The organism is Pseudomonas sp. rhizo66 (assembly GCF_031931925.1).
In the GTDB taxonomy this organism is placed as follows: Bacteria; Pseudomonadota; Gammaproteobacteria; order Pseudomonadales; family Pseudomonadaceae; genus Aquipseudomonas.
Genome location: NZ_JAUJWZ010000004.1, coordinates 187624 through 207773, shown reverse-complemented (window position 1 = coordinate 207773; position 20150 = coordinate 187624). Strand labels below are relative to the sequence as shown.

At 59.2% G+C, this 20150-nt stretch carries 12 protein-coding genes and 2 tRNA genes; 6 read left to right on the top strand and 8 right to left on the bottom strand.

Features of this window, described 5'->3' with window-relative positions:
* The first annotated feature begins 27 nt into the window (after positions 1-27).
* Complete coding sequence (locus QZR14_RS06760; protein ID WP_311996186.1) at positions 28-2640, top strand: hypothetical protein; 2613 nt, start codon at positions 28-30, stop codon at positions 2638-2640.
* Between the two features lie 322 nt (positions 2641-2962).
* A complete protein-coding gene (locus QZR14_RS06755; protein WP_311996185.1) occupies positions 2963-7408 on the top strand; it encodes an NEL-type E3 ubiquitin ligase domain-containing protein in 4446 nt (1481 codons plus the stop codon).
* 42 nt (positions 7409-7450) lie between these two features.
* Here the strand turns inward: QZR14_RS06755 and dnaB are convergent, their stop codons facing one another.
* The 7 genes from dnaB to rnr all read right to left on the bottom strand — a co-directional run bounded on the left by dnaB (position 7451) and on the right by rnr (position 14749).
* Positions 7451-8848 carry a replicative DNA helicase gene (dnaB, locus tag QZR14_RS06750; protein ID WP_008016882.1) on the bottom strand — a complete coding sequence of 466 codons (1398 nt, stop codon included), beginning with the start codon at positions 8846-8848 and terminating at the stop codon, positions 7451-7453.
* Positions 8849-8969: 121 nt separating this feature from the next.
* Positions 8970-9416 carry a 50S ribosomal protein L9 gene (gene rplI / locus QZR14_RS06745; RefSeq protein ID WP_003186385.1) on the bottom strand — a complete coding sequence of 149 codons (447 nt, stop codon included), beginning with the start codon at positions 9414-9416 and terminating at the stop codon, positions 8970-8972.
* 19 nt (positions 9417-9435) lie between these two features.
* Positions 9436-10329: a hypothetical protein gene (locus tag QZR14_RS06740; RefSeq protein WP_122599308.1), complete on the bottom strand. Its 894-nt coding sequence runs from the start codon at positions 10327-10329 to the stop codon at positions 9436-9438.
* Between the two features lie 36 nt (positions 10330-10365).
* Positions 10366-10596, bottom strand: a complete 231-nt coding sequence (gene rpsR, locus QZR14_RS06735; protein WP_002551829.1) for a 30S ribosomal protein S18 — start codon at positions 10594-10596, stop codon at positions 10366-10368.
* A 28-nt stretch (positions 10597-10624) separates the two neighbouring features.
* Complete coding sequence (gene rpsF / locus QZR14_RS06730; RefSeq protein ID WP_038360383.1) at positions 10625-11047, bottom strand: 30S ribosomal protein S6; 423 nt, start codon at positions 11045-11047, stop codon at positions 10625-10627.
* 307 nt (positions 11048-11354) lie between these two features.
* On the bottom strand, positions 11355-12122 hold the full coding sequence (gene rlmB, locus QZR14_RS06725; protein ID WP_093105350.1) for a 23S rRNA (guanosine(2251)-2'-O)-methyltransferase RlmB: 768 nt from the start codon (positions 12120-12122) through the stop codon (positions 11355-11357).
* Positions 12119-14749, bottom strand: coding sequence for a ribonuclease R (gene rnr / locus QZR14_RS06720; RefSeq protein ID WP_311996184.1), 2631 nt, complete (start codon positions 14747-14749; stop codon positions 12119-12121). The genes rlmB and rnr overlap by 4 nt, the downstream gene beginning before the upstream one ends.
* A 225-nt stretch (positions 14750-14974) precedes the next feature.
* On the opposite strand from rnr, the gene QZR14_RS06715 reads away from it, so the two are divergent.
* From QZR14_RS06715 to QZR14_RS06700, 4 genes are all read left to right on the top strand, one after another.
* Positions 14975-15061: transfer RNA gene (locus QZR14_RS06715), tRNA-Leu, on the top strand.
* 180 nt (positions 15062-15241) lie between these two features.
* Positions 15242-15328: transfer RNA gene (locus QZR14_RS06710), tRNA-Leu, on the top strand.
* A 191-nt stretch (positions 15329-15519) separates the two neighbouring features.
* Positions 15520-16530 (top strand): iron ABC transporter substrate-binding protein, encoded by a 1011-nt coding sequence (locus tag QZR14_RS06705; protein ID WP_311996183.1) that lies wholly within the window; start codon positions 15520-15522, stop codon positions 16528-16530.
* A complete protein-coding gene (locus tag QZR14_RS06700; RefSeq protein ID WP_311996182.1) occupies positions 16530-18095 on the top strand; it encodes an ABC transporter permease in 1566 nt (521 codons plus the stop codon). Before QZR14_RS06705 ends, QZR14_RS06700 begins: the two co-directional genes overlap by 1 nt.
* Before the next feature lie 109 nt (positions 18096-18204).
* On the opposite strand, the gene QZR14_RS06695 is transcribed toward QZR14_RS06700, so the two are convergent.
* On the bottom strand, positions 18205-20139 hold the full coding sequence (locus tag QZR14_RS06695; RefSeq protein WP_311996181.1) for a methyl-accepting chemotaxis protein: 1935 nt from the start codon (positions 20137-20139) through the stop codon (positions 18205-18207).
* Positions 20140-20150: the final 11 nt, after the last annotated feature.

The following is a 20150-nucleotide window of genomic DNA, read 5'->3' as shown; positions in this document are numbered from 1 at the left end:
AGGGACTTATTTTCAAGGATGAAAAACATGGCTCCAAAAAAAAGCGCCAAGGGCACCACCAATGCCGACAGCCCTTTTCGCGCGGATTCACCAGGGCACGGCAATACGGGGCAAGCACCTCGTATGACACTGGAATCGTCGTTTTCTCTCGCCCCCCAGACGCGGCCGCTCGGTACTCACGGCATGCCCAGTCCTGAGCTGAGAAGACCATCCCCCGTCGTCATAGCGCACACGACAACGGCCTCGGTGGAAATGGGCGTAACAGGGCCACAATCACTGGAGCGCTACCAAACCCCGGCAACTGGCCGTTTGCCCCAGGCCAATACCGAGGGCTTGAGAATGTACAAGGGCCGCGAATACGTCGATGTCGGGCACGGCGGCATCGTGATGGTCGGGATCGATCCGCAGACCGGCCTCTACCGCGCCCAGCTCGCGGCCGAGCGGGTTGCCTCTGGCCCGCTACTGCTGCGCGACAGCGACAGCGGTCTGTGGCATTCGCTCAAGGACGGTGACGCCGTTACCTTGATCGACACTCACCTGCAGACGTTGCGCACAAATCCGGATATCACCGACGCCAAGGCCGACAGCGACGGGATGTTGCGCCATGAAGGGCGGCTGTACCTGCCCCTACACGACCACGTTTATCAGGTCATGCACGATGTGAGTGCCTCCACCGGGGCCCAAAAAGGGTGGCGTATCGTCAACCCGAAAGACCCCGTGGCAGTCGACAGCGCGAATATCTACCGGGCCAGCCGCAGCGGCGCAACACGGCCGGTCAGGCGCGATGAAGGTAATCGCTGGGTCTATCATTTGCCAGACCTGAAGGGAGGCATTCAGGACGCGGAGATTGCCCGCCTGAGTAAAGACACGTTGATGCAGATGTACGAGCCTTTTCACAAGGCCCACACGGAGTTGACGAACTCGTCGGACCGGCATAACACCCTCTGGGCAGAAATCCAGAAACTGCCCGAGGGCAGTGCAGAGCGAAACGCAAAACTGCTGAGTCTCGAAGTGCATTTGCTCAAGCATGTGCAAAAACAGGCAGATTTCGTGGAGTCGCTGGTGCTCAACAGAAAATGGCTGGTCCTTGCGAAAGCCAACGGGCTGTTCAAGCAGGAACTGCACACCTTCCGCATAGAGCGCGCCGAATTCCTCAACCGTCTCATGGCGGCCATGGACCTGCGGGTCAGGCCGGCGGTCTCCAGTCTGGATGCCGACAGTTGCAAGCGAATGATCCCTCACCTGAACAAGAAGCTGAGATTTATCGAAGAACGTGAAGTGGTGTTGGCAGAAATCAGAAAAGCCGACCCTGGAGCGGCGCCGATACTCGAAGAAATCAGGCAACAAGTACCGTCGGCCGAACGCATCAACTTCAACAAGCTGACCCTCTACGTACACCTGTATGCGGGCACGCCCGACCATTCGCCCAATACCACCATGCCATCGCTTTCCTCTGTCGACCTGGTCACCGGAGACCTGATAAACATTCCGCAACATGAGCATCCGATGGCGCTGCTCTTGAGCCTTGATCAGATCAGGACGGACAAATCCCGATTTGAACTGCAACTGGCGGTCAATGCTGACACGGATGCTTTGAGGGCCGGGTATCTCCGGGAAATTCTCAGACTGATTGATCCACTCGAGAGGCGAATCGAAAACCGGCTGAACGACATTCTGGAATCGATTGGCCGCGATCGCGAGCTGCCCAACATCGACCACGATATCGATTTCGACTTCCTTCCAGCGCTGCCCGACCCTTCGGAAAGCCCCCGCCCTTTTTCCCCCAGGAAAGTTTTCCGGGTCCGCCAGCACGGCACTTACCGGGTTCTGGTCGGTGAAACGGAAACGGCTCAGGACGGCAATGTCATCGTCAGGGTCCCGGACCCGTTGCGCCCCGGCTCTCCATCCGCCCGCTACGAAAAAAGACAGGGCGAATGGTTGCCAGTGCGACCTCCCATCGCCAGTACACCCCGACCACAACTGGTCGCCGAGGCAAAGCGGTTACTGGTCGACGTTGAACAGCACGTCGCCAAGGCCAGGGTGGAAGAAGCGAGAAAAACCAATCCGACCGAGATTCTTGAAGGCTTGGGCAAAGAGACGGAAAGCCTGAACGAGCAGGCAAGGCGCCTGGAAAGCCATGAAGACGCGGCCAATGACACCGAACTCCTCGACCTGGCTGCGCGCTTGCGAAGCGTTGCCGAGTCACTGGATGCCCATGGCCAAAGTGTTCTGGTGCGCATGTACAAGAACCGGGACGTGCTCGACATCATGCGTTTGAACTATCTGATGGATGCCGACGAAGTCAGCGTGAGTAAAACCGTTGACCGCAAGCCATTGGGCAAGGGCAAAAGCAAGTCGTTTCTCGATGTTTATTCGATCACTGATCGCGCTGACGACACACCGTTGTGGGAGGCACATTTCCACTATGACCAGCACAACGCCCCGCCCCTGAGTTTCACCACCAGAGGTGGTCACCTCAAAACCCTCGAACAGAGCAGGCGCGGCATCGACGCTCAGCGCCGCGATGAACTGGCCGGTTTGCCGCACGTGGCCATCTGGCGCCAGACCTTCGATGGCAAGACCGCGAGCAAAATATTTGCACTGGCCAGCGCGGCTGGCGTGCACCTCAAGCCTGAGTAAAGGACTCAGGACCATACGATCAATCAGGCAATGACGCCGCCCCTGCCATCAGCGCTCGTTCAAACGAGCTGATGCGCAAACCCTGCAAGGATAGAAAGACATGCCCGTTAAATCGCCTCCCAAAAGCAACAGGCCCGGTAATCGCCCGGCTCACCAAAACGCTGTGCCAGACGTGGACTCCCCGCGCCTCGACCTGCCACTGCGCACAGATTTAGACATCTCGATACCCGGTGGGCATACACCACGACCGGGCCGCTTACCAACGCCAGCCGATATCGATGCGATCGAGCCGGCACCAGGCATCACGGTTCATCAACCCGCGATGTCCATTGAAAATCCGCGCGCGGCAAGCCAGTCACTGGAACATTACTGGGTGCCTGCTGCCAGTGGTTTGTCGGATCGCAACGCTGAAGGTTTGAGAACACACAAAGGCCGCCAGTACGCCGATGTGCCCGGCGGCATCGTGCTGGTCGGCAAAGATGCGCAAACGGGTCTGTATCGGGCCAGGCTGCCCAGCGAATCCAACCCCTCGGGGCCAGTATTATTGCGAGACTCCAGCTCGGGGCTGTGGCATGAACTGGAACACTTCGAGCCGATTGGTGTGCCATTGTCGAGCAGCCGTCTGGAAGTTTTCCGCACGCCGCTGGATTTCACTGGCGTTCAAATGGGTAGCGATGGCCTCCACCGGCTCAACGGTAAACTCTATGCTGTGATCGACAATCACAGTTACCAGGTCCTGCACGACACCGACGCCTCGACCCCATCGACAGCGGTAATGCGCATCGTCCGTGGGCAAGATCCGGTGGCCGGCGACAGCACCAATACTTACATCGCTACCCGTCCCGGGCGCTCGGAGCCGATCATTTTCGATGCTCGCGAAGGCTGGCTGGGGACGGCGGTCGGCGGTGCCGGCGGCATGTTCCGCAGCGAGCCGGGCAGCCCCGCGCATCCCAACCTGCTGCAACGATTTGCCAGCGCGATCAATCAATTACGAACGCCAGAGTCACGTGCGCGAAAACTCTTCCCGGCCCTCAACAGCGAGGAAATCTCTCAGCTTCTGCGTTCCCACGGCGATGACGTCCGCGACTATCTGTCCCAACGCGAGGCCAGTTACAGGGCACTCAAGGCAGATCTCGCTTCCTGGATCAGCAAGACATTCTCGCAGGCCCCTACCGAAACTGCACATCCCGCGGTGGAGCGTGCCGCCGAAGAAATAAAACGTTGCTGGAAACGGCAGACGGGGACGACGCTGAAACTTGATTTGGGCGAAGCGATTCTTGCCCCGCTGACGGCTGACTTCAGCCACGTACGAACACTGGAGCTGAAGGCGGTCGCCTGGTCGGACACCGCCGACACCTTCCTTGGCCGTTTCCCCAACCTTGAGAAACTGTCGGTAACTCACTCCACCCTGGACAAGCTGCCGCCCGATGTCGCGTCGATGAGTGTTCTCAAGGCCCTGGAACTGAACTCGAACCGAATCGAGTTCAATGAGCAGACAGCAGCAAAACTGGGCGCACTCAAACAGCTTGAACACCTCGACCTGTCGGGCAATCCGCTTGGCAGAATCCCGGACTTTCGCGGCATGTCACACCTGCAGTCATTGAACCTGAGCAACACCGGGCTGGACCATTGGCCCAGCGGTCTACGCGATCAGGTGGCACTGGGCTTGGTCGACTTGCGCAATAACCAACTGCGCGAAATTCCACAGGCGATCCTTGACCCGTCAAGCGATGAACGACTGGCGATCACCCGTATCAACTCGGTCACGCTGATTGAAGGCAACCCCTTCCCGGCCGGCTACTGGCGAACGCTCGAGGTTTACTGGCGCCGCGTAGTGGCCGACTATCCGGCGATGCGCACTGGCTTGCGCGCAGATGCGTTCAGACTGGATGGCGACATTCCCGAAGTGGCGATGGTGCAGCGGATGTATCCGGACAAGAATCCGCAAGCCGCCAGGGAATATCTGCTCGGCCTCGGTGACGGCGCCGAAGAGCAGATAGCGCAACGCATTGCCGGTTTCGATCTACTGGAAACGCAACTGCAGGCCTACATCGCCGACAGTCAACCCGGGGCGGCCAACGCCCTGGGCCCGGAAAGAGTCAACGCCACCCGCCTGGCAAGAATCATCAGAGGCTGCTGGCTGGGTGAGTCGGAAGGCGTATTGAAACTGCCACAGCTGTACGGTCCATTACCCCTGCTGACCGTGGATTTCAGTCACATCAAATCCCTCAGTCTCGACTCGGTAATCTGGTCGGACACCGCCAATACGCTTCTGTCCAATTGCCCCAATCTGGAAAGACTGACCATCGTTAACTCCGGCATCGATAAACTGCCGCAAAAAATCGCCGAGATGGACAAACTCAACTATCTGGATCTGAGTTCAAACCAGATAAAACTGGATGAGCAAAGCGCTTTGGCACTCAGTGCACTGCATCAGTTGAAACAGATTGATCTGTCCAACAATCAACTGCGGGTGGTGCCTGACTTCAGCGCCATGTCCGGGTTGCAGGTCTTGAACCTGAAAAACACAGGCCTCACTCAGTGGCCTGCCGGGCTGCTCGACAAAACCGCTCTGACCAGCCTGGACCTGCGCGACAACCGCTTGAGCGAGGTTCCTCAGGCGAACCTCAACCCGACACCCGAGACGCTGTCCCTGGTCGCGCGGATCAACAATGTCACGCGACTTGAAGGCAACGACTTCCCCGCCGCGTACTGGCGAAAGTTCGACGGCTACTGGCGACACCTTAAAGCGTCTCACCCCGAGCTGATGGAGCCGGCGCATCCCGCCGTATTCGATAGCGAGAACTCCAGGGCGCAGCGTTATCGAAACCTGTACCCGACCAAGAGCATCAAGGAGTGCAGAGAGTTCATCTGGAGTCATGACAAAGGCACCTTTGCCCCACGCTTGCTCGCGCTGGAACAAGAGTTCGATCTTCTGAAAACCCAGCTCGACGACTGGGTTTTTTCCGGAGGCGGTAACCGCCTGCGTTACGTGCGTGCCAATCAGCTGCAAATCAACGCTACCACCCGTAATGACCGCACCGCAGCGCGGGATTTGATCATCAGTTGCTGGCGCCGCGAAACGGCGCAAAAGCACGCTTTCGACGGCTCGCCGATCGGCCTGGAACTGGACTTGAGCGGTCTGACCTTGCCGACCCTGCCGGATCTGAGCATCGACTTCAGCCATGTTGGCTCACTCAGATTGAGCGGCATGAGTCTGACGGAGTCACCGGAAGGTTTCCTCACCCGTTTTCGTCATGTGCGCTGGCTGGACATGTCGAACAATCGCCTCAGGGACTTGCCCCCGGCGGTGGGAGAAATGCACGCGATGACGCGCCTGTTTCTGCAGCACAACCAACTTGAACTCAATGCAGAAACGGCGCGGATACTGGCTGGACGCACAACGCTCAGAGCACTCTGGATCGACAACAATCCCCAGCTCGGTGTGATCCCGGATTTCAGCCTGATCACCGATATGCGCGAGGTCACCCTGGCGAACACCGGCATCACGCAGTGGCCAACCGGGCTGTTTGATCAACCCCTGCTGACCCGGATCGATCTGAGCAACAATCAGATCACCACGATTCCTGACTTTGTCACTGCTCCGCCCCCGGAGCGCCTGGCACATTCGGTCCAGGTCAACAGCGGCACGCTGGTGAGCAATAACCCGCTGTCGGACGCAACGCCGCAGCAATTGCTCGCCTACCGTGAACGACTGATGTTAGCCGGTACGCCTCTGACCCGAACAGCCAACCTGATCACGACGTCCGTCAACGTCGCACGACGTCCCGTCACAAGAGACGCCCTGGAACCGGACCCGCGATGGATTGCGGGATTAAGCGTTGATCAGGCTACCGCGCGAAAAGCTCAATGGCGCGCGTTACGCGAGCAGGATGGCTCGGACGGTTTCTTCAACATCTTGGCGAGCCGCGGTGACCATGCTGATTTTCGGCGTCAGGCCTGGGACGTGATCGATGTCATCACAGAAAATAATCCGCAGTCGAGAAACCTGCGCAGGGAGCTGTTCGATCGCGCGTGCGAAGCCGGCTGCACTGACCTCGCCGCGGCCACCTTCACCGACCTGCAAGTCCTGGCCATGACGTACAAGGCTCGGGTTCAGGCCAGACTCGATCTGGATGGCGCACCCTTGGTGGCATTGTCCAAAGGATTGTTTCGCCTGAAGCACGTCGACGACTTCGCGGCAGCAGAGATCGCCTCAAGCAGGGCCATCATCAACGATCCGGCAACCTCCCGCGAGCTGCGAAACAGCCATAGCTTGCGCATACGCGATCCACATGAAATGACCATGGCCTACCGCTTTGGCCTGAAAGATCGCCTGCAATTGCCGTTTCAGCCGCAGGCACTGACGTTTATCGGTATGGCCGGCGTTACCCCGGCAATGCTGGATGCGGCGTATCGCAAAGTGTCGATGCTGAATGGTTCGCCTGAAGAATTTCAGGCGTTGGTGTCGATGGATTTCTGGCAGGACTTCATCATTCACAAATACCGGGCGCAATTCGATGCGAGTCGTCAGCCGTTTCAGGATCGTCAGGGAATTCTCGACAGCCAGTCATCACAAGGCCTGCTGAGCGAGGCTCAATACAACTCGCAAACCGATGATGTGACGGCGCAGTTGGCGATTGTCGAAGCGACATTGATTCAGACGCTGACGCGGCAGGAATTGCAGCCTCGAACAACAATCGAGGCGACTTCTGCCAACGTCACGTTTGCGCAGGAAACCCCGGGAGCGAGTAACGCAACGCTGTAACCAATAGAGCGGCGCAGCAGGCCGATTGATTTCGGCCTGCTGTCACTCGTCGTCGTCGAAGTTGTAACTGCCCGGCGCGAGGTTTTCGAAGCGCGTGTATTTGCCGATAAACGCCAGGCGGATAAAACCGATCGGGCCGTTACGCTGTTTGCCGATGATGATTTCGGCGATGCCCTTGTGCTCGGTTTCCGGGTGATACACCTCGTCGCGGTACACGAACATGATCACGTCGGCGTCCTGCTCGATCGCTCCCGATTCACGCAAGTCGGAGTTCACCGGACGCTTGTTCGGACGCTGTTCGAGGGAACGGTTGAGCTGCGACAGCGCCACCACCGGGCAGTTGAATTCCTTGGCCAGCGCTTTCAGGGATCGCGAGATCTCGGAAATTTCGTTGGTACGGTTGTCACCGCTGGAACCCGGGATCTGCATCAGTTGCAGGTAGTCGATCATGATCAGGCCGACGTCGCCGTGTTCACGCACCAGGCGCCGGGTCCGCGCACGCATTTCCGACGGGCTGATACCGGCGGTGTCATCGATGAACAGTTTGCGATCATTGAGCAGGTTGACCGCCGAGGTCAGGCGCGGCCAGTCATCATCTTCCAGTTGGCCGGAACGCACCTTGGTCTGGTCGATGCGGCCCAGCGAGGAGAGCATACGCATGATCAGCGATTCACCTGGCATCTCGAGGGAGTACACCAGGACCGCCTTCTCGCTGCGCAACACAGCGTTTTCCACGAGGTTCATCGCAAAGGTGGTTTTACCCATCGACGGACGGCCAGCGACGATGATCAAGTCGGCAGGCTGCAGGCCGCTGGTCTTCTCGTCGAGGTCGGTGTAACCGGTGGACAGGCCGGTAATCGCGTTGTCGGTGTTGAACAGGGTGTCGATGCGGTCGATGGCTTTGGTCAACAGTTCGTTGACACCGACCGGGCCACCGGTCTTTGGCCGTGCTTCGGCGATCTGGAAGATCTGCCGTTCGGCCTCATCGAGGATCTCTTCCGCGGTCCGGCCTTCCGGGTTGAAGGCGCTGTCGGCGATTTCAGTGCTGATGCCGATCAGTTGGCGCAACGTTGCACGCTGACGAACGATCTGCGCATAGGCCTTGATGTTGGCGACGGACGGCGTGTTTTTGGCCAGTTCGCCAAGGTAACCAAGGCCGCCGACCTGCGAGGTCTGCCCTTCCTTGTCCAGTTGCTCGGACAGGGTCACGACGTCGATCGGCATGTTCTGATCGGCCAGTTTGGCGATCGCACGGAAGATCAGACGGTGGTCATGTCGATAGAAATCGCCGTCGGAGACTTGATCGAGCACGCGTTCCCAGGCGTTGTTGTCCAGCATCAGACCACCGAGTACAGCCTGTTCGGCCTCGATGGAATGCGGCGGCACCTTCAGGGCAGCGGTTTGCAGATCGTATTGCTCGGGAGCGGAGATATCGTTCATGGCCACTTGTGTTTGTTGGGAAAAACAGGGAATTCAGAAAGACAAAGGGCACGACCTGTAAACAGGATCGTGCCCGATGTTAACCGTCTGACGGACAAGCCGCCAGCCGATCAGGTATTACTTAAGCTGCTACCACGACAACGCGTACGGTGGCTTCAACTTCGGCGTGCAGGTGCACAGCCACGTCGAATTCACCCACGTTGCGGATGGTGCCGTTCGGCAGACGAACTTCGCTTTTCGCAACTTCAACGCCGGAGGCGGTCAGTGCGTCAGCAATGTCGTGAGTACCGATCGAACCGAACAGCTTGCCTTCGTCGCCAGCGGTGGCAGTGATGGTCACTTCCAGCTCGGCCAGTTGGGCAGCACGGCTTTCAGCCGATGCTTTACGGTCTGCGGCAGCTTTTTCCAGCTCGGCACGACGCTCTTCAAACGCAGCCAGGTTGGCAGCGGTTGCAGCGGTAGCTTTGCCGAAAGGCAGCAGGTAGTTACGGCCGTAACCGGCCTTAACGTTTACTTTGTCGCCCAGGTTGCCCAGGTTGGCGATTTTTTCCAGAAGGATCAGTTGCATGTGGAAATCCTCTTAACTTTTAACCTTCACCGTTCGCGTTATCGGCGTCTTTCGACACGTGACGACCGCGAAAATCAATCAGGCTGTCGACAATGGCCAGAACCACGAGCAACGGATAGATCAGCTGCATGAACAGCAGCAGCGTGACGTACAACCCCACCAGCCAGAAACCGGCCAGTCGCTTCTGCCCGACCAGCCCGTGAATCAGGGCAAGTCCGGCGAACACCAGCGGTACACTGCACAACGGCGTCAACATGGCCATCTGTGCACCGAGATTCGGGCCCAGAAGCATCAACGCCAGCAGTAACATCGCCGGCCCCAGCGGGATCCGGATGGCGCGAAACTCGCGACCAAAACCACCCGGGTTGTACAACAACGCCTGCCAATGCCGCCCGACAATCAGGCTCAGCACGCTGACGATCTGCAACAGCGCCGCAATCAGTCCGGTCAGGACCGGTGCAATCAGGGACGCGAAACGCGCTTGCTCATCGACCGACAATTGCTTGTAGGTCTCACCGAGAAGCGCCGGCATGACCTTTATCAAGGCCTGCGCGAGCATCTCGATCTGGGCCGCAAACGCAGCCCCAAGCACCACCGAAAACACCACGCCAATCACTACGCTGACCAGCAGCGTACGGACCCAGGACTCACTTGCGCGCAAAACCAACGCAAGCCCCGAAGACCCCAGCAGCACCAGAAGTGCCCGTGGGTCGTCGGCATACAACCACCAGATCAACGCCGGCAGCAGCCCCAGAGACAGAACACCCAGGGCGTCCGTCAGTCCGCGCCGCAGCAGCACAAGGCTCCCCGCGGCAGCACCCAACCAATACAACAACGGCAATGTTGCACATCCGGCCACCACGAGAGTGGCCTGCATACGGCCTCGCATGATGAACTCAGCTAAGGCACGCATGCATTCAATCCTTTGCTACTTGTCGACTGCCCGGTCTCAGCGGCCGTGGCTGTCGGTGTAGGCCAGCAGGGCCAGGAAGCGGGCGCGCTTGATAGCGGTGGCCAGCTGACGCTGATAACGAGCTTTGGTACCGGTGATGCGGCTTGGAACGATTTTGCCGGTCTCGGATACGTAGGCTTTCAGAGTGTTGAGATCTTTGTAATCGATCTCTTTCACGTCTTCAGCGGTGAAGCGGCAGAATTTACGACGACGGAAGAAACGTGCCATTTGATAGGCTCCTTAAAAGGTCCGTGGATTACTCGTCAGCGTTATCGCTGTTGTCGCTGTCATCACTATCAGCGCTATCAGCGCCTTCGTGCTCAGGACGGTCGCGACGCTCACGGCGCTCACTGCGGTTTTCTTCAGCCTTGAGCATCTCGGACTGGCCGGTAACGGCTTCGTCGCGACGGATGACCAGGTTACGGATCACTGCATCGTTGTAGCGGAAGTTGTCTTCCAGCTCGGCCAGGGCCTTGCCAGTGCACTCAACGTTCAGCATCACGTAGTGAGCCTTGTGAACATTGTTGATTGCGTAGGCCAGTTGACGACGGCCCCAATCTTCCAGACGGTGGATTTTGCCGCCGTCTTCTTCGATCAGCTTGGTGTAACGCTCAACCATGCCGCCGACTTGCTCGCTTTGATCCGGGTGGACCAAAAAGATGATTTCGTAATGACGCATGAATGCTCCTTACGGGTTGTAGCCTGCCGCTCAAAAACGGTCAGACAAGGAGTGAATGACACTTATGGACTTGCTGGCGCGGGGCACATGCGTGCCTGCCGTCACAGCAAGGGGCGCAATTGTAGAGAAGGGACAGAGGAGGTGCAAGGCAATTGGTGAATATTTGAACAACCACCCATTTATGCAACACCACAAAACACTGTGGGAGCGAGCTTGCTCGCGAATGCAGTTTGTCAGGCAACATTTATGTCGACTGACACTCCGCTTTCGCGAGCAAGCTCGCTCCCACATTTGAATCGCGTACGACTCAGGATTTCTTGGTGGCAGCCTTGGCTTTTGCACCGCGCTGACGCTGGGCTTCGAACAGGCAGACGCCGGTCGCCACGGAAACGTTGAGGCTGCTGACGCTACCGGCCATCGGCAGGTTCACCAGATAGTCGCAGTGTTCGCGGGTCAGGCGACGCATGCCTTTGCCTTCAGCACCCATGATCAGAATGGTCGGGCCAGTCAGGTCCTGGTCATAGATGCTGACCTCAGCCTCGCCCGCCGTGCCGACAACCCACAGACCGCGCTGCTGAAGCTTTTCCAGCGTACGGGCGAGGTTGGTTACCGCGACCAGCGGAATCACTTCCGCCGCGCCGCAAGCGACTTTACGCACGACCGGCGTCAGGGTCGCCGACTTGTCTTTCGGCACGATCACCGCCAGCGCACCGGCCGCATCGGCCGAACGCAGGCAGGCACCGAGGTTGTGCGGGTCGGTCACGCCGTCGAGCACCAGCAACAGCGGCGCGCCTTCCGTGCGATCGAGCAGTTCGTCGAGCATGGCTTCGCCCCAGACCTGGCTCGGGCTTACTTCCGCGACTACGCCCTGGTGCACACCCTCAACCCAGGCATCCATTTCGCGACGTTCGGCCTGGCCGACCTGAACGCGATTTTCGTTGGCCAGCTCAACCAGAGTCTGCACACGCGGATCGTTGCGGCTTTCCGCCAGCCAGATCTGCTTGACGCGTTTCGGGTGGTGACGCAGCAACGCTTCTACCGCGTGAACGCCGTAGATTTTTTCCAACTGACTCATGACTTCGCCTTCGGTTTACGTGCCCCGCCACTTTTGGCTGGAGCGGAACCCGCTTTTGGCGGGCCCTTACGGTGTTTGCTCGGTTTGGCTGGCTTGCCGCCGGAAGCCTTTTCAGGCGCCGACCGTCCGGTCTTTCCCCCGGACGCCGCTTTACCACCGTTTTTGGCATCGGCCAACAAGGCCTTCTTCAATTCACGGCTTTTGCGCAGCTCGGCGTTCTTCGCCACGGCATCGCTAGGGCGATAAGCTTCTGCAGCCTTTTCCTTGGCCGGGCGACGGCTGGCGGTTTTAGCCGGAGCCTTTTCTTCCGCAACCTTGGCCGCCGGAGCCGCGGTTTCAGTGCCACGTTTTTTGCGACCGATCGGCGCGCTGATGGTTTTTTCGGCCATCTCGAAGTCGATCTTGCGTTCGTCGAGGTCGACGCGCATGACCCGCACTTCAACGGTATCGCCGAGGCGGAAGCTGCGCCCGGTGCGCTCGCCCGCCAAGCGGTGATGCACAGGATCGAAGTGGTAGTAATCGCCCGGCAGCGCCGTGACGTGGACCAGACCTTCGACGTAGATGTCGGTCAGCTCGACGAACAGGCCAAAACCGGTGACCGCGGTGATCACACCCGGGAACGACTCGCCCACGCGATCCTTCATGAACTCGCACTTGAGCCAGTTCACCACGTCACGGGTCGCTTCATCCGCGCGACGTTCGCTCATGGAGCACTGCTCGCCGAGTTGTTCCAGCGCAGCCTCGTCGTACGGATAGATGCGTGCCTTCGGAATGGTCATCGCACCGGCACGGCGAACGTGCGGGGTGTCCTGTTTCGAATGGATCACGCTGCGGATCGCACGGTGCGTGAGCAAGTCCGGGTAACGACGAATCGGCGAAGTGAAGTGGGTATAGGCTTCGTAATTCAGGCCGAAGTGGCCCTGATTGTCAGCGCTGTACACCGCTTGACTGAGCGAACGCAGCATCACGGTCTGGATCAGATGGAAATCCGGACGGTCCTTGATGCTCGCCAGCAGCGCCTGATAGTCCTTCGGCGACGGGCCATCCTTGCCTTTGTGCAGGGACAGGCCAAGCTCACCGAGGAACGCACGGAGTTTTTCCAGACGCTCCGGTGGCGGACCATCGTGGACGCGGTACAGCGCAGGGATTTCGTGCTTCTTGAGGAATTCGGCGGTGGCCACGTTGGCCGCCAGCATGCATTCCTCGATCAGTTTGTGCGCATCGTTACGGGTGGTCGGACGGATTTCGGCAATCTTGCGCTCGGAACCGAAGATGATCCGGGTTTCCTGAGTCTCGAAATCGATCGCGCCGCGCACATGACGGGCGGCGAGCAGCACTTTGTAAAGCGAATAAAGCTGCTTGAGGTGCGGCACAACGTCGGTGTATTCGCCGCGCAGTTTGCGCGCTTCGGCAACTTTCGGCGTTTCCAGCATCGCGCTGACTTTGTTGTAGGTCAGACGAGCGTGGGAATGGATCACCGCTTCATAGAAGCAGTAGTCGGTCATTTCGCCGGACTTGGAGATGGTCATCTCGCAAACCATGGCCAGACGATCGACATGCGGGTTCAGCGAGCACAGGCCGTTGGACAGTTGCTCAGGCAGCATCGGCACGACGCGCTCAGGGAAGTACACCGAGTTGCCGCGCACTTGCGCTTCGTTGTCCAGCGCCGAACCGATTTTCACGTAGCTGGAAACGTCGGCAATCGCCACGTACAACTTCCAGCCACCGGAGAACAAGCGCAGCTTGCCCGGTTTTGCTTCGCAATAAACCGCATCGTCGAAGTCGCGGGCATCTTCGCCGTCGATGGTGACGAACGGCAGATGGCGCAGGTCGACGCGCTTCTCTTTGTCCTTTTCTTCGACTTCCGGCTTGAGCTTGGCCGCTTCTTTCAGAACGGCTTCAGGCCAGACGTGCGGAATGTCGTAAGTGCGCAGCGCGACATCGATTTCCATGCCCGGCGCCATATAGTTGCCGACCACTTCGACCACGTCGCCCTGCGGCTGGAAGCGCGGCGTTGGCCAATGGGTGATTTTCACCTCGACGAACTGACCGATCTGCGCGTTGGCGTTGCGGCCCGGAGTAACCAGCACTTCCTGCTGGATCTTCGGGTTGTCCGCAACGACGAAGCCGATGCCGCCTTCTTCAAAGTAGCGACCGACGATGGTTTCGTGCGCACGGGACACCACTTCGACGATCACGCCTTCGCGGCGACCGCGACGATCGAGACCGGAGACGCGCGCCAAGGCACGGTCGCCATCGAACACCAGGCGCATTTGCGCAGGGCTCATGAACAGGTCGTCGCTGCCATCGTCCGGCACCAGGAAGCCGAAACCGTCACGGTGACCGCTGATGCGACCGAGGATCAGGTCGAGCTTGTCGACCGGCGCGTAAGTGCCACGGCGGGTGTAGATCAGTTGAGCGTCGCGCTCCATGGCGCGCAGACGGCGGCGCAGGGCTTCGATCTGGTCTTCTGTGGTCAGACCAAACTCTTCGACCAGTTGCTCGCGGGCAGCCGGCGAACCCCGATCGGCGAGGTGCGCCAGGATCAGTTCGCGGCTAGGAATAGGGTTTTCATATTTTTCCGCTTCACGAGCGGCCTCGGGATCGAGGGACTGCCAATCGGCCATTAGAGAGTTTTCACCTTGTCTATATACGGGTTAGTTTGGCATAGGCGCCATGAAACGGGAAATTTCCGACTATATAAGGCCCTTATGAGGGTCTGTATCGTCGCTTGAAAGCCGTTTTGAACACCGCTGGTAAAAAAAATCATATTTTTTGCTGACAGGGGTTTACAGTTAAAAAGACGCTCCGTATAGTGCGCGCCATCGACGACGCACAGCGCTGCCGATACTGCCCAGATGGTGAAATTGGTAGACACGCCAGCTTCAGGTGCTGGTGACCTTACGGTCGTGGAAGTTCGAGTCTTCTTCTGGGCACCAATTTCGAGCTTGAGACTAGATCAGTTTCAAGGCTCACACAAAACCCGCGAAAGCGGGTTTTTTGCATTCTAAGCCCGGGTTTTCTTAAAACTGATTTATTAAAATTAAATCAGGGGTTTACAGATCAAAACGCGCTCCGTATAGTGCGCCACATCAACAGCGGCAACGCTTGCGATGATTGCCCAGATGGTGAAATTGGTAGACACGCCAGCTTCAGGTGCTGGTGACCTTACGGTCGTGGAAGTTCGAGTCTTCTTCTGGGCACCAATTCAAATTCAAGGTTACGACCTTGGATTTCACAAAAACCCGCGAAAGCGGGTTTTTGCGTTTCCGGCTTCCAGAAATTTATCGCCACCTCACCTATCAAAACGCCAGCCCCACCGCAAGGCGCACTTGAGAAACAATATCGTTTATCATTGTTGCAAGTTTTTGCAATGCGACAGTGAGGAACCCTGCGAATGACGTTTCGAAATACCCTGCGCCGAGGCTTGACCTTCACCCTCCTCGGCCTGGCGCTCGCCACTCCCCTCACCCAGGCTGCCGATGCGGTTTCCCTGACTCTCTACAACGGCCAGCACAAGGAAGTCGGCGACGCGATCGCCAAAGCCTTCGAAGCCAAGACCGGCATTCACGTCAACGTGCGCAAAGGCAGCAGCAATCAGCTCGCCAGCCAGATCATCGAAGAAGGCGACCGCTCCCCTGCCGATGTCATCTACACCGAAGAATCGCCGCCGCTGAACAATCTCGGCGAACAAGGCCTGCTGACCAAGGCCGATGCCGCCACCCTGGCCGTGCTGCCGGAAAAATACGTCGCGGCTAACGGTACCTGGATCGGCGTGACTGCCCGGGTTCGTGTCGTCGCGTTCAACCCGAAGCTGATCGATGAAAAAGACCTGCCGAAGTCGGTGATGGAATTTTCCGATCCGAAGTGGCAAGGCAAAGTCGGCTTCGTCCCGACCAGCGGCGCGTTCCAGGAACAAGCCGTGGCGATCATCAAGATGCACGGTCGCGACGCAGCCGAAGAATGGCTGACCGGCCTGCGCGCTTTCGGCAAGACCTACAGCAACAACATGGTTGCGCTCAAAGCCGTGGAAAACGGTGAAGTCGCCACCGTGCTGGTGAACAACTACTACTGGTTCGCCCTGCAGCGCGAGAAAGGCAAACTCGACTCGAAACTGCATTACTTCACCGGCGGTGACGTCGGCGGCTTGATTACCGTGTCCAGCGCTGCCGTGCTGAAGTCCAGCAAACATCCAAAAGAAGCCCAGCAATTCCTTGCCTACATGGCCAGCGAAGAAGGTCAGCGCGTGATCACCCAGACCACCGCCGAATACCCGCTGCATAAAGGCATGGAATCGGATCGCGGACTCAAGCCGTTCAGCGAACTGGAAGCACCGAACGTGACGCCCGCCGACTTGGGCAATGCTGAAGAAGCGCTGGACCTGGAACGCGAAGTTGGCTTGAACTGATGACCGCATCGTTATCCGCCCCCGCCGCGCGCGGGGGTTACGCACCAAAGCGTAAGCGGCCTTCAATCTGGCTGGTGCTGCCAGTGTTGTTGCTGGTGGTGCTGAGTCTGTTGCCGCTGGCTTACGTCGGGCTCAAGGCCTGGCAGGCCGGTTGGGCCCAAGCGCTGCATTTGTTGTGGCGCCCGTATGTATTCGGCCTGCTGCGCAACACCTTGGCACTGATGGTTGGCGTGACGATTACCTGCGGCGTGATCGGCCTGTCACTGGCTTGGTTGCTGGAGCGCAGCAATTTGCCGGGGCGGCGCCTGTGGGGGGTGGTTCTGTGCCTGCCGTTCGCGGTGCCGGCGTTTGTCAGCAGCTTCACTTGGGTCTCTTTGAGCGCGCAGTTCGAAGGGCTTGGCGGGGCGATTCTGGTGATGAGCCTGTCCAAGTATCCGCTAATCTTCCTGCCGGTGGCGGCGACGCTGCGCAATCTCGACCCCTCCCTCGAAGAATCGGCCCGCACCCTTGGGCAGAATCGCTGGGGCGTATTTTTCCGCGTCACCTTGCCGCTGCTCTGGCCGTCGCTATTGGCCGGTTCGCTGCTGATTGCCTTGCACATGCTGGTGGAATTCGGCGCACTGTCGATCATTGGTCTGCAAACCTTCACCACGGCGATCTATCAGCAATTCGAACTGGAATTCAGCAACGCCAACGCAGCAATGCTGTCGGCGGTCTTGCTGGCGCTGTGTCTGGTGCTGTTGTGGCTGGAACTGCGCGTACGCGGCAAAGGCCGACATGTGCGCACCGGACAAGGCGCGGCGCGGCAGGCTGAACAGGTTCGTCTGGGCCCTTGGGCGGCGGTCGGTCAGTTCTATTGCCTGCTGCTGGCGATCGTCGGTAGCGGGATTCCACTGGGGATGCTGGCGTACTGGCTCGCAGTCGGCTCGTCGGCAGCATTCCCAGTAGCGGCTATCACTGAAGCGTTGCTGTCGTCGCTGGCGTTGTCGCTGGGTGGCGCGGCGCTGTGCCTGGTACTGGCGGTGCCGGTGGGATTGCTGGTGGTGCGTTACAAAGGTCACCTGGCGATCTGGGCCGAACGCTTGCCGTATCTGCTGCACGCGCTGCCGGGCCTGGTGATTGCGCTGACGCTGGTGTATTTCGCCCTGCATTACGTGCCGGCGCTGTACCAGACCTCGGGACTGCTATTGATCGCCTATGCGCTGCTGTTTCTGCCACTGGCACAGGCGCCGATTCGCACGGCGCTGAACAAGGCTGCGCCGCAGTTGGAAGAGGCTGCACGCACCCTGGGCGCGTCTTCGTTGACGGCGTTCTGCCGGGTGACGCTACCGATTATCTTCCCGGCCTTGGGCGCAGCGTTTGCGCTGGTGTTTCTGGATGCGATGAAGGAATTGACGGCGACGTTGCTGCTGAGTCCGACCGGGCTCAATACGCTGGCGACCGAAGTGTGGGCGCATACCGCGAATGTCGAATTTGCGGCAGCGGCGCCTTATGCGGCGTTGTTGATTTTGGTGTCTGGATTGCCGGTTTATCTGCTGACAACGCGGATGTATCTGAGCCGCTGACACCGCTTTCGCGAGCAGGCTCGCTCCCACATTTTGACCGAGTCCCATCAGAGGAATGCGATCTAATGTGGGAGCGAGCCTGCTCGCGAAGAGGCCCGCCCAAACAGCCTCAAGCCCTGAACTGCCCCAGACTCGCCTTCAGCTGCGCCGCCAAACCATCCAGCACCTTGCCACTCGCCGTGGTCTCCACTACCGCCTGCGCCGCTTTCTCGGCCTGCGCATGAATCGTCTCGACCCGACCACGAACAGCCTGAGCACCCTGCGCCTGATGCGCAGCTGCTTGTGTCGCCAGGCCAATCGCGGCATGCACCTGCTCGACCGAGATCTGAACCGACTGCTGCAACCGCGCACTGTCACGCAACACCAGCAAACCTTCACTGGCCTGACGCCCGGCCTGACCGATCGCCTCGACCGCTTCGCGCGCACCCTGCTGCAACGCGACAATGTGCGCCTGAATATCACCGGTAGAGCTTTGTGTCTTGCTGGCCAATGCGCGAACCTCGTCAGCCACCACTGCAAAACCACGCCCGGTCTCGCCGGCCCGCGCCGCCTCGATAGCGGCGTTGAGCGCCAGCAGGTTGGTCTGTTCGGCAATCCCGTGAATCACCGTCAGCACCACTTCGATCTGCTCACTCTGCTGCGCCAGCCGCTCGATGACTTTCGCCCCGGTATCGACCTGCCCCGCCAGCGCCTCGATCAGGCTGCCGACCCTGGCGGAAGTCCGAGTGTTTTCGTCGGTGGCCTGACGAATATCCACAACCTGTTTCAGCGCCGCTTGCATCGCATGGCTTTCCGACTGCGCCTCGTCGGCCATTTGCGACAGCGCGCGCAGGCTCTCCGCCACTTCATCACGCTGCATGCCCGCCGCCGCATCGGCACCGGCATTGCGCAACGTCATCGCGCCGATTTCCACACCGGTACGCTGCGCCACATCACCCGCCTCGCGCACGATCGGCTGCAACTTATCCACAAAGCGATTGACCGCCGAAGCCATGTCGCCGATTTCGTCTTTGCTGTTGATCTGCACGCGTTTGGTCAGGTCGCCCTCGCCCGCCGCCAGGTCATCCATCGCGGCGTTGAGCATCTTCAGACGATTGACCACGCGATGGCCGAGCACGACTGCCAGCAACAGCAATACGCCGCAACCGACCAGCGCCAGGCCCATGCCGATCCGCCAACGCAAAGTCGCCGCCGCTTCTTGAACAGTATTGGCGGTGTTGGCTTTCATCTCGACGGCGGTTGACTGCGCCGATTGCAGGCGCGCCTGCATGGCTTTGGCACTGTCCGCTGCAGCGCCTTTCAGGCTGTCGCCGACCAATTGATCACTGCTGGCGATCAGCGCGGAGAAGCGCTTGTCGAGTGCCGCGAGATCGGTTTCCACCGACGCCGTCGAGACACCCATCAGTACCTTGCCGATCTCCACGCCATTGGGATTGATCGAGGCCTCCAGGTAGTAAACCGACGGATCGTTTTTCGCCGCATCCAGCACTTTATCCAGGGCGCGCTCGCCCTGGCCTTTTTCCAGCAAGGCCTTGTTGATCGGGTTTTCGCGATTGAGATAGCGGGTCAGGTGCTGACCGGTGGCGTCGTCATAGACCACGAACAGCACATTGGGATTGCGCTGGGCGCGGCGGGCGAACTCGGACAGGGTCGGCACATCACTGTCCCACATGGCGCGCGGGGCCACGGAGGCGAGCAATTGCGCCATGTCATTGGCCGAGTCCTTGAGATCCTTTTCCAGCGTCGCACGCAGTTGTGCCTGCTCTTCTTTCAAGCGCGAAGACAGGCCGGCGGTAAGCCGCTGGCGGGTACTGGCAGACAAGGCATCGAGACTCGAGGTGACTTCACGCCCGGCTTGCTCCAGTTCACCGGAAAGTTTTTGGCTGTCGGCGCCCAAGCGCACCGCCAAATCAGCTTCCAGCGCGGTGACGGTGCTCCGCGTGAGGGCAACGGCCACCAGCACCTGCACCAAAAGGGCGATACCAAGGGTAACAAACACGGGCCGCAACAAACGGCTTTGTAACAGTGAGAGAACGGCCGACACTGTGAATACCT